At 66.0% G+C, this 14,110-nt stretch carries 11 protein-coding genes; 5 read left to right on the top strand and 6 right to left on the bottom strand.

Translation table 11 applies throughout. The annotated features are described in order from the left end of the window. The first annotated feature begins 49 nt into the window (after positions 1-49). Positions 50-448 carry a VOC family protein gene (locus AC3A6F_RS21570; RefSeq protein WP_487684747.1) on the top strand — a complete coding sequence of 133 codons (399 nt, stop codon included), beginning with the start codon at positions 50-52 and terminating at the stop codon, positions 446-448. A 33-nt stretch (positions 449-481) separates the two neighbouring features. Here AC3A6F_RS21570 and budC read toward each other — a convergent pair whose 3' ends face one another. The 5 genes from budC to AC3A6F_RS21595 all read right to left on the bottom strand — a co-directional run bounded on the left by budC (position 482) and on the right by AC3A6F_RS21595 (position 4,625). Next, positions 482-1,243, bottom strand: a complete 762-nt coding sequence (gene budC, locus AC3A6F_RS21575) for a meso-2,3-butanediol dehydrogenase (RefSeq protein ID WP_487684749.1) — start codon at positions 1,241-1,243, stop codon at positions 482-484. Positions 1,244-1,402: 159 nt separating this feature from the next. Further along, complete coding sequence (locus tag AC3A6F_RS21580; protein WP_487684752.1) at positions 1,403-2,671, bottom strand: c-type cytochrome; 1,269 nt, start codon at positions 2,669-2,671, stop codon at positions 1,403-1,405. Continuing rightward, positions 2,668-3,387: a c-type cytochrome gene (locus AC3A6F_RS21585; RefSeq protein WP_487684755.1), complete on the bottom strand. Its 720-nt coding sequence runs from the start codon at positions 3,385-3,387 to the stop codon at positions 2,668-2,670. Before AC3A6F_RS21585 ends, AC3A6F_RS21580 begins: the two co-directional genes overlap by 4 nt. Positions 3,388-3,510: 123 nt before the next feature. Beyond that, positions 3,511-4,119: a 3'-5' exonuclease gene (locus tag AC3A6F_RS21590; RefSeq protein WP_487684758.1), complete on the bottom strand. Its 609-nt coding sequence runs from the start codon at positions 4,117-4,119 to the stop codon at positions 3,511-3,513. Beyond that, positions 4,116-4,625, bottom strand: a complete 510-nt coding sequence (locus tag AC3A6F_RS21595) for a ProQ/FINO family protein (protein WP_487684760.1) — start codon at positions 4,623-4,625, stop codon at positions 4,116-4,118. The genes AC3A6F_RS21590 and AC3A6F_RS21595 overlap by 4 nt, the downstream gene beginning before the upstream one ends. 562 nt (positions 4,626-5,187) lie before the next feature. On the opposite strand from AC3A6F_RS21595, the gene rpoD reads away from it, so the two are divergent. Continuing rightward, positions 5,188-7,926, top strand: coding sequence for an RNA polymerase sigma factor RpoD (gene rpoD, locus AC3A6F_RS21600; RefSeq protein WP_487684763.1), 2,739 nt, complete (start codon positions 5,188-5,190; stop codon positions 7,924-7,926). Between the two features lie 213 nt (positions 7,927-8,139). On the opposite strand, the gene ppc is transcribed toward rpoD, so the two are convergent. After that, positions 8,140-10,950: a phosphoenolpyruvate carboxylase gene (gene ppc, locus AC3A6F_RS21605; protein WP_487684766.1), complete on the bottom strand. Its 2,811-nt coding sequence runs from the start codon at positions 10,948-10,950 to the stop codon at positions 8,140-8,142. A gap of 167 nt (positions 10,951-11,117) precedes the next feature. On the opposite strand from ppc, the gene hemC reads away from it, so the two are divergent. From hemC to AC3A6F_RS21620, 3 genes are read left to right on the top strand one after another with little or no spacing between them, the layout of a single operon-like run. Continuing rightward, entirely contained in the window at positions 11,118-12,083 is a 966-nt protein-coding gene (gene hemC / locus AC3A6F_RS21610) for a hydroxymethylbilane synthase (protein WP_487685143.1), read from the top strand. Next, positions 12,076-12,864, top strand: a complete 789-nt coding sequence (locus tag AC3A6F_RS21615) for a uroporphyrinogen-III synthase (RefSeq protein ID WP_487684769.1) — start codon at positions 12,076-12,078, stop codon at positions 12,862-12,864. Before hemC ends, AC3A6F_RS21615 begins: the two co-directional genes overlap by 8 nt. Then, a complete protein-coding gene (locus tag AC3A6F_RS21620; RefSeq protein ID WP_487684772.1) occupies positions 12,864-14,108 on the top strand; it encodes a uroporphyrinogen-III C-methyltransferase in 1,245 nt (414 codons plus the stop codon). Before AC3A6F_RS21615 ends, AC3A6F_RS21620 begins: the two co-directional genes overlap by 1 nt. Positions 14,109-14,110: the final 2 nt, after the last annotated feature.

The following is a 14,110-nucleotide window of genomic DNA, read 5'->3' on the forward strand; positions in this document are numbered from 1 at the left end:
GTAGGGGTGATGCACCGGTTGCCCATTCCACCTTCTAGAAGGAAACACGATGAACAAGCAGATCATCCTCAACTTGCCGGTGAAGGACCTGGACAAATCCAAGGCCTTCTTTTCCGCGCTCGGCTTCACGTTCAATGCCCGCTTCAGCGGCGAGCACTCGGCATTCATGCACATCGTCGGCGACACCATCCAGGCCATGCTGACGACCGAACCTTTTTTCAGGTCCCTGATCGACAAGCCTGTCGCGCAGGCGAAGGAAGCCAATGAGATCGTTATCTGCCTGAGCTGCGAAAGCCGGGCGGAAGTCGATGCCCTCATCGCCAAAGCCGTCGCGGCCGGCGGCCGGATCCCACACCCGCCGGAGGACCATGGCTTCATGTATAACCAGGGGTTCGAGGATATCGACGGCCACTTGTGGAACCTCGTCTGGGTGGCCTCCGAAGCTTGATTGACGTTGCGCCGCCAGCGCCGGATGCCGGGCTTACTGCGGCGGCTGTCCGTTCGACGCCATCAGTCCGGCATCCACTGGCAGGTTGACCCCGGTAATCAGGCGCGCATCGTCGCTCGCCAAAAATGCCATCGCCGCCGCCACGCCTTCCGGATCCTCCGGCGCGCCGAGCGGCATGCGTTCCCTGAACTTGGCGACCAGCTCAGGATCACTCACCATATCCTCGGTCATCCCGGTTTTCGTGAAGCTCGGATTGACGGCGTTTACGCGCACGCCATGCTTTCCCATATCCATTGCCATCGCCCGCACCATATTGCTGACGGCGCCTTTCGAGGTGTTATAGGCAAACAGATTCCAGTCGCCCCCAAGTCCGGAAACCGAGGAGGTCATGACGATCGAGCCGCGCACTTTAATCAGCTCGGGCATCGCCGCCTTGGCCATGTGATAGTAGCCGCCGACATTGACCGCCATGACGCGCTCGAAGTCTTCTTCGCTCGTCTGCGTGATGTCGCCCTCGGTGGCCATGCCGGCATTGTTGATGAGGATATGCAAGCCGCCGAAGCGCTCGACCGCTGCCTTGACGGCGGCGGTCGCGGTGCCCTTGTCGGCGGTATCGCCGACCTGCACGAGGACGCGGTCCTGGGGCAGGCTGGAAGCAGCCTTCTTCAGCTTGTCGCCATCGATATCGAGCATCACCACGCGCGCGCCTTCGTCGAGGAAGAGGCGGGCGACTGCCAGGCCGATGCCGGAAGCGGCACCGGTGACCAGTACGGTTTTTTCATTGAAACGGGTCATACTTATCCTTTCGGGCCGGCTCAGGGCGGCGCGACTGCGCGCAGGCCGCCAACGTGAGCCTGATCGGTTCACGGGAGTTTGGTCACGACGATAGCATGGCCATACCTGCACAGCCGTACGGTTCTGGCAGGCAAGGGTAGGGCACGGCGCCACCCGCTTTTAGTCTCCCGCAATCGCCCGGTACCGGTTCACCTCGACCGCAGTCACAGGCGGCGCCGCATTGCCCCAACTGGTTCGGATCCAACTGAGCACTGCCGCCACCTGGGCATCGTCCAGCTCATGGCCGAACGGCGGCATGCCGAACGGGCGGGGATTGCCCTTCGTCCCGGGCGGGAAGCCACCATTGACCGTCATGCGGATCGCATTCACGGCCGGCGTCAGGGTCACCGCGCGATTGCCGGCCAGCGGAGGATAAGCCGGCAGCTTGCCCCGTCCATCGTCGCCATGGCACTGCGCGCATCTGGCTTCATAGATGCGGCGGCCTTCGACCAACACCTGCTCGCTCGCCGGCGGCACGCGATCCGGCCGCTGCGCGGGCGTCGCCGGCAACGATTGCAGATAGCTCGCCATCGCCCCCAGGTCGTCGGTCGTCAGGTGCTGCAGGCTGCGCGCCACCACTTCGGCCATCGGCCCCGTTGCCGAGCCGCGCGGCGAGATGCCGGTGCCGAGCAGCGCCACGATGTGTTCCTTGTCCCAGTCGCCCAGGCCAGCCTCGCTGCCGGACGTCAGCGACGGCGCATACCAGCCCAGCGTGGGAATCAGGCCACCGTCGAGTCCTTCCTTGTTGGCGCCGAACTGGTTGCGTGTGCTGTGACAGGCGCTGCAATGACCGAGCCCCTCGACCAGGTAGACGCCGCGATTCCACTCGGCGCCGCGCGCTGACTGCTCCTCATGCACGCCGGGCTGGAAGTACAGCAGGCGCCAGCCGGCCAGCAGTGCCTGGCTGTTATAGGGGAAGCCGAGTTCGTGCGGCCGGTTCGGCTGGCGCTGCGGCGCCAGGCTGCGAAAGTAGGCGAACAGGGCGTCCGAATCGGCGCGCGTGACCTTGGTGTAGTTCGTGTAGGGGAAGGCCGGGTAAAGCAGGCGGCCATCTTTGGCGATGCCGTTGTGCAGGGCGTTCCAGAAGTCGTCCGCACTCCACTGGCCGATCCCGGTCTCCTTGTCGGGCGTGAGATTCGGCCCATAGAAACGCCCGAACGGCGTCTCGAGCGCGCGCCCACCGGCATACGCCACGCCGCCGCGCGCCGTGTGACAGGCGATGCAGTCCCCGGCCCGCGCCAGGTAGGCGCCGCGCGCGATATTGGCGGCAGATGGAGCGTAGGCCTGCGGCGAAGCCGACGGAATATGCTCGGCGCGCGGCCAGGCCAATGCCGCCGTGGCCAGCGCGACAACGATGAGGACAAGGAGGGCTATCCGTAACGTTTTCACCGCGCCTCCGGATCGCTGCCGCAGGCCAGCGGCAAGGGGCGCGCGATGGATTCGGCCGGGCGCGGGTCAAGCGGCATTGGCTGCGCCGCCAGCCAGCCAGAAACGGCGGCCACGTCCTCCAGCGACAGGCGCGCCGTGATGTCGGCCATGCAGTCCGGCGCATGCGCGCGCCGCACCTTGTTGCGCCAGGCGCCGAATTGCGCGTTGACGTAGTCGCGCGGCAGGCCGAGCAGGCCCGGGATGTTCGGCTGCACGCCGGTCAGGCGCGCGCCATGACAGGCGATGCAGGCAGGGATCTTGCGCGCCGCGTCGCCGTCGAGCACGAGCCGGCGCCCGCGTTCGAGCGCCGCGACTGACAAGCCAGAAGCCTGGGGCGGCAACACGGTCGGCGGCAGGGCCGCGAAGTGCTGGGCGATCTCGCGCAGGTAAGCGTCGGGCAAGTGGTCGACCAGGTAGGTCATCAGCGGATACTGGCGCCTGCCGTCACGGAAGTTCAGCAGCTGGTGATACAGGTAACCTGCCGGCTTGCCCTGCAAACGCGGATAGAAACTGTCGTTGACCGGATTGCCGCCCGCATCGACCCGCGCATGGCAGGTGGCGCAAGCGAGCAGGCGCTGGTCGAGCGTGTCGGGAACGGTTTGCGGCGCCGCCGTGGCTGCACAGGCCAGCGCGCCGAACAGGGAGGCGAAGAAGAGGCGAAGGCTTCGTGAACTCATGTGCTCCCACCGGCATCGAAGATGGTGGGAATGATAACGCGAATAGTTGAGGTTTCGCTCTTTCTTTGGGGGCAGGGCAGGTGCCGGTGGACGCGTGGACGGCGAGCCGTCCACCCTACTGGCTTATAGAGACGGCGGATTCGCCTTCCAATGGCGGTAGATCTTCAAGGCCGCATGCGCATCGTCGGCCGCATACTGCAGCTGTTTGTCCGACAGCCGGGGCAGGGCCCAGTTGGTGGTGGTGATGCGCTTGGACTTTTGCAGGCGCTGGCCGAAAAAGCGCTCGACGGCGCTCTTCGCGCCAAGCGGATTGCGTTCTCCGCGCCGGCGCAAGGCCGTCGACAGGTCGAGCACATTGCGCAGCTCGATGCCGAACTTGGATTTCAGGCGCCGCACGTCGTCGCCCAGGCCAAAGCCGACCTTCAGCACGCGCTCGTCCTCGAGCACGGGTTTCAGGACGGTGATGGCCAGCGCATTGCCGGCCGGGGTCGCGGTCTGGAACAGCCAAGCCGTTTCCAGGGTCGCCAGCTGCACCAGGTGCGGCCCGGTCGAGACTTCTCCCTTGGCGAAGGTCGGCTTGGATTCGGTATCGAAGCCGATCGCGTCGCTACCCAGCAAGTCGGCCAGCGCCTCGCGCGCGTCCTGCTCGCTGCGCACCAGGCGCACATTGGCCAGGTCGATGCCGACGTAGGCCGGCAAATCGTCCTCGATGATCTCGGGCTCTGCGCTCAATTCTTGGCGAATTTGGAGGCCAGCGCCTGCAGTTTTTCCTGGCGCTTGCGGTTGTTTTCTTCTTCTTGCGCGGCGTCGCGCTCGGCCTTCTTGCGCTCTGCTTCTTTCTTGAAGCGCTGTTGCAGCTGCTCCTTGGCGTGCAGGCGGTGCGCCTCGGGCACTTCGGCGCCGGCGGTGCCGTCCAGGTCATGGCGCACTTTCGCCTTTTCCATCGCGCGCAGGTAGCGCATCGAACCGGTGTGGATGCCGAGTGCGGCGCGCATGACCTTCTTGTCCAGGCCGGGCATGCGGGCCAGCAGCTGCTTGTCGATACCGATCGACAGCGGCAGGCAGTCGCGGAAGGCTGGATACTCCTGCTGGAGCTGCTTGAGCAGTGCGCGCGCCGACAGGCCTTGCGCCGGCGCGGCGCTTGGCGCCGGTGCGGCCGGTGCTGCTGCTTGCGGCTGCTGCGCCTCCGGCGCGGTGGCGTTGGTGTCGACGGACTCTGCAGGGGTATTGGTATTCATTGACTTCATGGTAAGAACAAGATTGCGAAGGATAGCACGGCGCTCGGGCGCGCATTGTACTAGTTCCAATTATAAATGTTGGGAAACTTACAGCGGGGAGAAGCGTCGGCGCATGAAATCGTGTATCATCCGCCTCTTGCCTTGAGACCGGCTTGCGCCGGCGCAGACCTTCCCGGAAGCTTGTCGGGAGGGCATGTCAGGGCGGCGCTATGTGAATTGTGTATATCCCTTATCGGATCTATCAATTATCACCAAAACTTGCATTGGGGCATAATAGCCCCTTCCCCTATTCTTCTAGAAAAATAGATGCAAGCCCGTGTTAGCGGGCTTTTTTTCGTTCCGACATGCACAGCACGATTTTGAACATCGACCATCGCCTATCTGTCCGCAGCCCAGAATCGAGTTGGCGCGCGCAAAAACCGGTAAGTCGTGCTTGAAACCTAGCATGTCCGCCCCTAGGTAGGGCCACTTCCGTTCCCCCTTTCCCAGGACCCGTACGCGGGTCCCGCTGGATTATTGACTTCGCAGGCGCGCAACAGGCCTCGACTGGAGAGTTTTAAGTATGAAAAACACCGCCAAGACATTGACACTGACAGCGAAAAAAGCGCCGGCCAAGGCTTCGGCGCCGCTGGCAGTGCCGAAAACCGCGACCTCCTACTTCCTCGAAACGGAAGCGGCGGCCAAGGTGACGGTGGTCAAGACCCGTTCGCGCCTAGCCACGCTCAAGGCCCAGGCCGACGCCATCCTGGCCGCCGGCGGCCCGGTGGCGGCCGAGCCGGTCGCTGCGCCAGTCGTGGAGGAGGCGCCTGTTGCTGTTGCTGCGCCGGTCGTGGCCCCGATCGCCGCCGCGGTCGAAGAAGTCGTGGCCGAAGCCGCCGCCCCGGTGGTCGACGAATCTGCTCCTGACTCTGTCGCTGCCGACGTGGACGCCGGCATCGACCTGGCCGCCGAATACCAGCAGGCGCAGGGCAAGCCGGCCGTGGCGCCGGTCATCGTGCGCAAGCGCGGCAAGCTGGCCGCCCTGAAGACGGCCGAGCCGGAAGCCGCGGTCGCCGCCCCTGCTCCGACCGCGGCGCCGGTGGCCGAGGCCGCCGCCGAGGAAGCGCCGAAAGTCGTGCGCACCCGCGCCGTGCGCCGCGTCGACGCCAGCGCCAGCGTTCCCGTGAGCGCCGTCGGCGCCGTCAGCAAGACCACCGACGCCGCCGCGCTGGCCGCGATCGACACTTCGGGCTACCTGCTGCCGCAGGTGAAGGTTCCGGGCCGCCGCGGCCGCAAGCCAAGCGAATTCGTGCCGGAGAACGACGAAGTCGCGGCGTTGAACGCCGTCGAACGCGCCGAATTGAAGGCCGCCTCGAAAGCGCGCGAGCGCAAGGCCAAGGGCATCGGCATGCTGAGCGAAGCCGGCTTCTCGGAAACCGAACTCGAAAAACGCCGCCAGCAGCTGAAGAACCTGATCAATATGGGCAAGGAGCGCGGCTACCTGACCCATGCCGAGATCAACGACCACCTGCCTGAAAACATCATCGATCCGGAAGCGATCGAAGGCATCATCGCGACCTTCAACGACATGGGCATCGCCGTCTACGAGCGCGCCCCTGAAGCCGAGATGATGCTGCTGTCGGACCAGGCCGTGACCCCGACCAGCGAAGATGAAGTCGAAGCCGCCGCCGCCACCGCCTTGTCGACCGCCGACTCCGACTTTGGCCGCACCACCGACCCGGTCCGCATGTATATGCGGGAAATGGGCGCGGTGTCGCTGCTGACCCGCGAAGGCGAGATCGAGATCGCCAAGCGCATCGAGCAGGGCCTGAAGGACATGGTGCAGGCCATCTCGGCGTGCCCGATCACGATTTCGGAAATCATCGCGCTGTCGCACAAGATCGCCAGCGACGAGATGAAGATCGACGATGTGGTGGACGGCTTCGTCGACCTGAACGACACCCCGGCGCCCGCCGCTTCGGTGGCCCACGCGGCTGCCGCGGCCGAAGAGGACGACGAGGAAGAGGAAGAAGTCGAGGAAGAAGAAGAGGAAGGCGAGGGCGGTAACGCCGGCGGCGCCGCGGCCGGCTATTCGGCCGAGCAACTGGCCCAGCTGCGCAAGAGCGCGCTGGAGAAGTTCACCCTGATCGAGCAGCAGTTCGACCTGATGGGCCACGCATTCAAGAACGAAGGCTACGGTTCGCCGGCCTACGAAGAAGCGCAGGCCGTCATCTCGTACGAGCTGCTGGGCATCCGCTTCACCGCCAAGGTCGTGGAAAAGCTGTGCGACACCCTGCGCCGCCAGATGGACGAGGTGCGTTCGATCGAGCGCGCAGTGCTGGACATCTGCGTGAACCGCTGCGGCATGCCGCGCGCCCACTTCATCAAGGTCTTCCCGGGCAACGAGACCGACCTGCAATGGGGCGACCGCGAAGTCGACTGCGCCTATCCGTACAGCGCGGTGCTGAGCCGGAATCTGCCGGCAATCAAAGAGCTGCAGCAGCGCATGATCGACCTGCAGGCGCGCGTGGCGCTGCCGCTGGCCGACCTGCGCAAGATCAACAAGCAGATGGCGGCCGGCGAGAAGCGCGCACGCCAGGCCAAGCGCGAAATGACGGTGGCCAACCTGCGTCTGGTGATCTCGATCGCAAAGAAATACATCAACCGCGGCCTGCAGTTCCTGGACCTGATCCAGGAAGGCAATATCGGCCTGCTGAAGGCGGTCGACAAGTTCGAATACCGTCGCGGTTATAAATTCTCGACCTATGCGACCTGGTGGATCCGCCAGGCGATCACGCGCTCGATCGCCGACATGGCGCGCACCATCCGCGTGCCGGTGCACATGATCGAGACGATCAACAAGATGAACCGCATCTCGCGCCAGATCATGCAGGAAACCGGCAGCGAGCCAGATCTGCCGACCCTGGCCGCCAAGATGGAGATGCCGGAGAATAAGGTTCGCGAGATCATGAAGATCGCGAAGGAACCGATTTCGATGGAAACCCCGATGGGCGAGGACGGCGATTCGCAGCTGGGCGACTTCATCGAAGACAACGCGACCCTGGCCCCGCTGGACGCCGCGCTGCACGCCTCGATGCGCAACGTGATCAAGGAAGTGCTGGACTCGCTGACCCCGCGCGAAGCCAAGGTGCTGCGCATGCGCTACGGCGTCGAGATGTCGAACGACCACACGCTGGAAGAAGTGGGCAAGCAGTTCGACGTGACCCGCGAGCGTATCCGCCAGATCGAAGCCAAGGCGATGAGCAAGCTGCGCCAGCCTTCGCGTTCGGACAAGCTCAAGACTTTCCTGCACAACCACTAATTCATTGGTGGTGTGGATGTAAAAAAGCCGCCCGGTTTGCGCCGGGCGGCTTTTTTTTGCGCTGAAGATGTGCTGCGAACTTGGGTTCCCGCCTGCGCGGTAACGACGTGCATAAGCTATTTGCCAACAGTCGCTAACTCGGGCCACGAGCCTGGGCACGTCGTCCCCGCGCAGGCGGGGACCCAAGCTTGCACGAACAGCGTTACCCCCGAATCACCCCGTATTCCGCAACCCCGCCGCCACCCCATTGATCGACAAATGAATCCCCCGATGCACGCGCGGATCGGCATTGTCGGCCAGCTTGCGGCGCCGATGGATCAGCTCCACCTGCAAGTGGTTCAGCGGGTCGAGATAGGCGAAGCGGTTCTGGATCGAACGGGCCAATAGCGGGTTGCCGGCCAGCCGTTCGCTGGCGCCGGTGATCGCCTCCAGGGTGCGGATCGTCTCGCCATGCTCGGCCGAGATGCGGCGGAAGATGCGTTCGCGCAGGCCCGCGTCGCTCACTAGGCCGGCGTAGCGCGAGGCGATCGCCAGGTCGGTCTTGGCCAGCACCATGTCCATATTCGACAGCAGGGTGGCGAAGAACGGCCAGTCGCGGTACATCGCGCGCAGCTCTTCCAGTTTCGCTTCGCGCTCGCCCCCGACGCTGGCGTCTTCGAGCCAGCTGGTCACGCTCGACGCGAAGCCGAACCAGCCCGGCAGCAGCAGGCGGCACTGGCCCCACGAGAAGCCCCAGGGAATCGCGCGCAAGTCTTCGATGCGGCGGGTCGACTTGCGCGAGGCGGGACGCGAACCGAGGTTCAGTTCCGCGATTTCGGCGATCGGCGTGCCTTCGAAGAAGTAGTCGGTGAAGCCCGGCGTTTCGTACACGAGGTTGCGGTAGGCCTTGTAGGCGCGGTTGGACAGCTCGGCCATCACGGACTCGAATCGCTGCAGGCGTTCGGCATCGACGCCGTCGACGTCATGCGGCATCAGGCTCGCTTCCAGTGTCGCCGCCACCAGCAGCTCCAGGTTGCGGCGGCCGATCTCGGGATTCGAGAACTTCGAGGCGATGATCTCGCCCTGTTCGGTGAGGCGGATCTGGCCGTTGACGGTGCCGGGCGGCTGGGCGCGGATCGCGTCGTAGCTCGGGCCGCCGCCGCGGCCGACGGTGCCGCCGCGGCCGTGGAACAGGCGCAGCTTGACCTGGCGTTGCGCGAACACCTCGACCAGTTTCAACTCGGCCTGGTACAGCTCCCAGTTCGAGGTCAGGAAGCCGCCGTCCTTGTTCGAGTCGGAGTAGCCGAGCATGACTTCCTGCAGTTGGCCCTGTTTCTCGATGATGCCGGCCACCAGCGGAATCGCCATCCATTCGTCCATGATGCCGGCCGCGCGCTGCAGGTCAGGGATGGTCTCGAACAACGGGATCACCATCGCGTCGCTCATCCCGCTGCTCACCCGCATCAGGCCCGTCTCTTTCTGCAGCAGCAGCACTTCGAGCAGGTCGGACACGGTCTCGGTGTGCGAGATGATGTAGTTGCGGATCGCGCGCGGGCCGTAGCGCAGGCGGATCTCGCGCGCGCAGCGCAAAATCGCCAGCTCCGAATTGGTCTCGTCGCCATAGCTTTCGTACGGCGAGAACAGGGGCCGCGATTGGGCCAGCTCGCGCAGGATCAGCGCGCGCTTGTCTTCTTCTTTCATCCCCGCATAGTCGGCTTCGACGCCGGCGCGCGCGAACAGCTCGGCCAGCACGCGCTCGTGGATGTCCGAGCTCTGGCGCATGTCGAGAGAGGCGAGGTGGAAGCCGAAGATGCGGGCGGCGCGCAGCAGGCCGGCCAGGCGCGGCTGGATCAGCATGGCGCCGTGGTTCTGGCGCAGCGAGTCGGCCAGCACCTCGAGGTCGGCTGCGAACAGTTCCGGGTCGAGATAGGGCGCGGCATGGCCGACTTCCTTGCGCAGGATGTGGCCCACGCCCAGCTCGCGCGCGGTGGCGGCCAGGCGCGCGTAGATGCCGATCAGCGCGCGGCGGTAGGGTTCGTCGCTGCGGTGCGGCGAGGCGTCGGGCGAGGCGTCGGCCAGCTGCTCCAGCGCGGGCGAGACCTTGACCAGCAGGGTGGAGGCCGACAGCTCGGCGCCCAGCGCGTGCACCTCGTCGAGGTAGAAGTCGAGGATGGTGGTCGACTGCCGCGTCAGCGCGTGCCGCATGGTGTCGGCGTTGACGTTCGGATTGCCGTCGCGGTCGCCGCCGATCCAGCTGCCCATCTGCAGGAACGAGGCGTGAGCGGCAGCCGAGCCATCGCCGCCATACTGTTCGGCGACTTCCAGTTCGATGTCGTCGTACAGCGCCGGGACTTCGCGCAGGAAGGTGATGCGGTAGTAGGACAGCGCGTTCTCGATCTCGTCAGCCACGGTCAGCTTGGAATAGCGCAGCATGCGCGTCTGCCACAGGGTGGCGATGCGGGCGTGCAGGAGCTGCTCGTTGCGGCGGCGTTCCTTCGGCGTCTGCGGAGCGTCGCGCTCGGCCAGCAGGCGCGCGATGTCGTGCTCGGCGTCGAGGATGCTCTTGCGCTGGACTTCGGTCGGGTGGGCGGTGAGCACCGGCGAGATCAGGGCGTTGCGGAAGAATTCATCGACCGTCTCGCGCCCGATGCCGGCATCAAACAGCTTGCCCAGCGCGTAGCCGATGCTGCCCGAGCGCGGCGAGGACCCCTTGAGCAGGTGCGCGCGGCGGCGGCGGTTGTGGTGCTGGTCTTCGGCGATATTGGCCAGGTGCGAGAAGTACGAGAAGGCGCGCACCACGGAAATCGTCTGGTCGCGGGTGAGCTTGTGCAGCAAGGTGGCCAGCTCTTCGCCGGCGTCCGGATCGTCGTCGCGGCGGAAACGCACCGCGGTCTGGCGGATGGTTTCGACGATGTCGAACACCGCGTCGCCTTCCTGGTCGCGCAGCACGTCGCCCAGCAGGCGGCCGAGCAGGCGAATGTCTTCCTTGAGCGGGGCGTCCTTGTCGGCGCCGGTTTGTACTACGGGTGCAGCAGGATTGTCCATATCGACCACAAGTAATAGATTGTGCGATGGCGGTTGGCCACGATCTGCAAGATGCCCCATGATAAAATTTATGATCTTATGCAGGGAACGGCTACTGACATCGTCCGGGTCGGCCCAATGACAGTGAAAGAACTCGAGTGTTAAACGCTATACAGCAGGTAGTTACCGTGGCGCCCCAGGCGCCAGCCAGACTGATTATCGCATCCCGCGAGAGCCGCCTCGCCATGTGGCAGGCAGAGCACGTGCGGGACCGGCTCGCCGCATTATATCCAGAATGTAGCGTCGAAATTCTCGGAATGACAACACGCGGCGACCAGATCCTCGACCGTACGCTGTCCAAGGTCGGCGGCAAGGGCCTGTTCGTCAAGGAGCTCGAGGTCGCGATGGCCGAAGGCCGCGCCGACCTGGCCGTGCACTCGCTCAAGGACATGCCGATGGAGCTGCCGGAGGGCTTCGAGTTGAGTGCCGTGCTGGAAAGGGAAGACCCGCGCGACGCCTTCGTCTCGAACGACTTTTCCAGCCTCGATGAGCTGCCGCCAGGGGCGGTGGTGGGCACCAGCAGCCTGCGCCGCCAGTCGCTGATCGCGGCGCGCTACCCGCACCTGGTGATCTTGCCGTTGCGCGGCAACCTCGATACCCGGTTGGCGAAGCTCGATCGCGGCGAGTACGCGGCCATCATCCTGGCCGCCGCCGGCCTCAATCGCCTGGGGCTCGAGCAGCGCATCCGCGCGCTGCTCGAGCCCGAACTCTCCCTGCCGGCGGCCGGCCAGGGCGCGATGGCGATCGAGATCCTGAGCGGGCAGCGCAGCGACGGCGTCGACCTGCGCGCCGTGCTGGCGCCGCTCAACCATGTCGTCACCGCCCAGGCGGTGCTGGCCGAACGCAAGGTGTCGCGCATCTTTGGCGGCAGCTGCCAGATCCCGCTGGCGGCCTATGCCACCGTGCAGGACGGCCAGATGCGCCTGCGCGCCATGGTCGCGACCCCGGATGGCAAGCGCAGCGCGCACGCCGAAGTGCTCGGCTCGGCCGAGCAGCCGGAATACCTGGGCGAACAGGTGTCCGAGCTGCTGGCGCAGCAGGACGCCAACGCGATCCTGGCCGCCTGCCGCGTCGATGCGGCCGAGGATGCCTGAGCTGGAGCCAAAGCCGAGCGATCGCGTGGTCGTGGTCACCCGGCCGCGCGCCCAGGCCGACGGCCTGGCAGAGGCGCTGCGCGCGATCGGCCGCGCGGTCGAGGTCTTGCCGCTGCTTCAGATCGCCCCGGTCGACGATTCGGCGCCCCTGCGTGCGGCGCTGGCCGTCGTGCATGACTACGCGCTGGCGGTCTTCGTGTCGCCGAATGCGGTCGATGCGGCGTTTGCCCACCTCGATGCCTGGCCGACGGCGGTGCCGCTGGCGGTCGTGGGCGAGGGCAGCCGCGCCGCGCTGGCGCGCCATGGCGTTGCCGAACCCGGTTATACGATCCACAGTCCGCTCGACCCCGCCCACAGCGATTCGGAACACCTGCTCCAGAATCTGGACGTTGTCGCTTTGGCCGGCCGGCGCGTGCTGATCGTGCGCGGCGACGGTGGGCGCGAGCTGCTGGCCGACGCCCTGCGCGCGGCTGGCGCCACGGTCGAGGCGGTGGCGGCCTACCGCCGCAGCACCCCTGTATTGACGTCCGGGCTGGCCGCACGATTGCGCGCCTTGCTGGCGCAGCCAAACGACTGGATAATCACGAGCTCGGAAGCCCTGCGTGGCTTGGCCGGCCTGCTGGAGGCGCTGGGACCCGAGTTCCAGGCACGGTTCCAGCAGCAGCGCCTGGTCGTGCCCCACGCGCGGATTGCCGAGACGGCGCATGCCCTGGGCCTGCGCCACGTGACCCTGACGGGATCCGGAGATGCACGCCTACTAGCAGCGTTACAATCACAATAATGAACGAATTGCCGAACAATCCAGATCAGCCGCAGGCCAATGTGCCCGCACCGAGTCTCCACAAGCCCGATGGCGTCCAGGGCGGCGCGCCGTCGGGCGCGGCCGGCGGCGCAACCGGCACGCCCCCGCCGGGTGGCGTGCCGCCAGTCGGCGGCGTCCCCGTCCTGCCGCGCATGGGCGAGCCGGGCGGCCCCGGCCTGTTCGACCGCCTGGCGCGCCCGCTGCCGCTGGCCGTGATCGCCCTGGCGGTGCTGCTGGCGCTGCAGACCTATTCGTCGCACAACCGCATCAATGCGCTGCGCCAGGACATGGCGCGCAGCCTCCAGAAGGGCAATGCGGTCAATGCCGAGACGGCGGCGCTGGCGCGCGATGTGGCGGACCAGTCGAAGGAGCTGCAGATCAAGGTCGGCGTGCTCGAAAGCCGCCAGAGCGAGGCCCAGAGCCAGCAGGTGGCGCTCGAGCAGCTTTATAAAGACCTGTCGCAGAACCGCGACGAGTGGGCGCTGACCGAGATCGAGCAGGTGCTGTCGACCGCCAGCCAGCAGCTGCAGCTGGCCGGCAACGTGCAGGGCGCCCTGATCGCGCTGCAGAACGCCGACCGTGCGGTGTCGCGCTCCGACACGCCACAATTTCTCACCATCCGGCGCGCGATCGCCGGCGACATCGAGAAGCTCAAGGCCTTGCCGGCAGTGGACCTGGCCGGCGTCGCCGTGCGCCTGGACCACGTGATCGGCCAGGTCGATTCGCTGCCGATGCTGTCCAATGAAAAACCGCTGCTGCCGGTGGCGCCGCTGCGTACCGGCCGCAAGGGCGAGGCTGCGGGCGCGCCGGCGCCGGCCGCCGGCCCGGCGCAGCCGCTGGGCGTGGGCCAGCGCATGCTCGACACCTGGAGCCTCTGGAGCCAGGAGATGTGGGACGACGTGCGCCAGCTGATCCGGGTGCGCAGCGTCGAGTCGCCCGAGGCGCTGATGCTGTCGCCGAGCGAATCGTTCTTCGTGCGCGAGAATCTCAAACTGCGCCTGCTGAACGCGCGCCTGGCGCTGTTGTCGCGCAACGAGGCGACCTTCCGCGACGACCTGGCCACGGCTCAGGCCATGCTGCTCAAATATTTCGACACGCGTGCGCGCGTGACGCAGTCGGCCCAGGCCGGGCTGCGCCAGGTCCAGGCCAATAACCTGACGATCGAGATGCCGACGCTGGCCGACAGCCTGAACTCCGTGCGCAACTACAAAGCGAAACAATAAGC

This window comes from Massilia sp. Soil_C_3, from assembly GCF_057657035.1.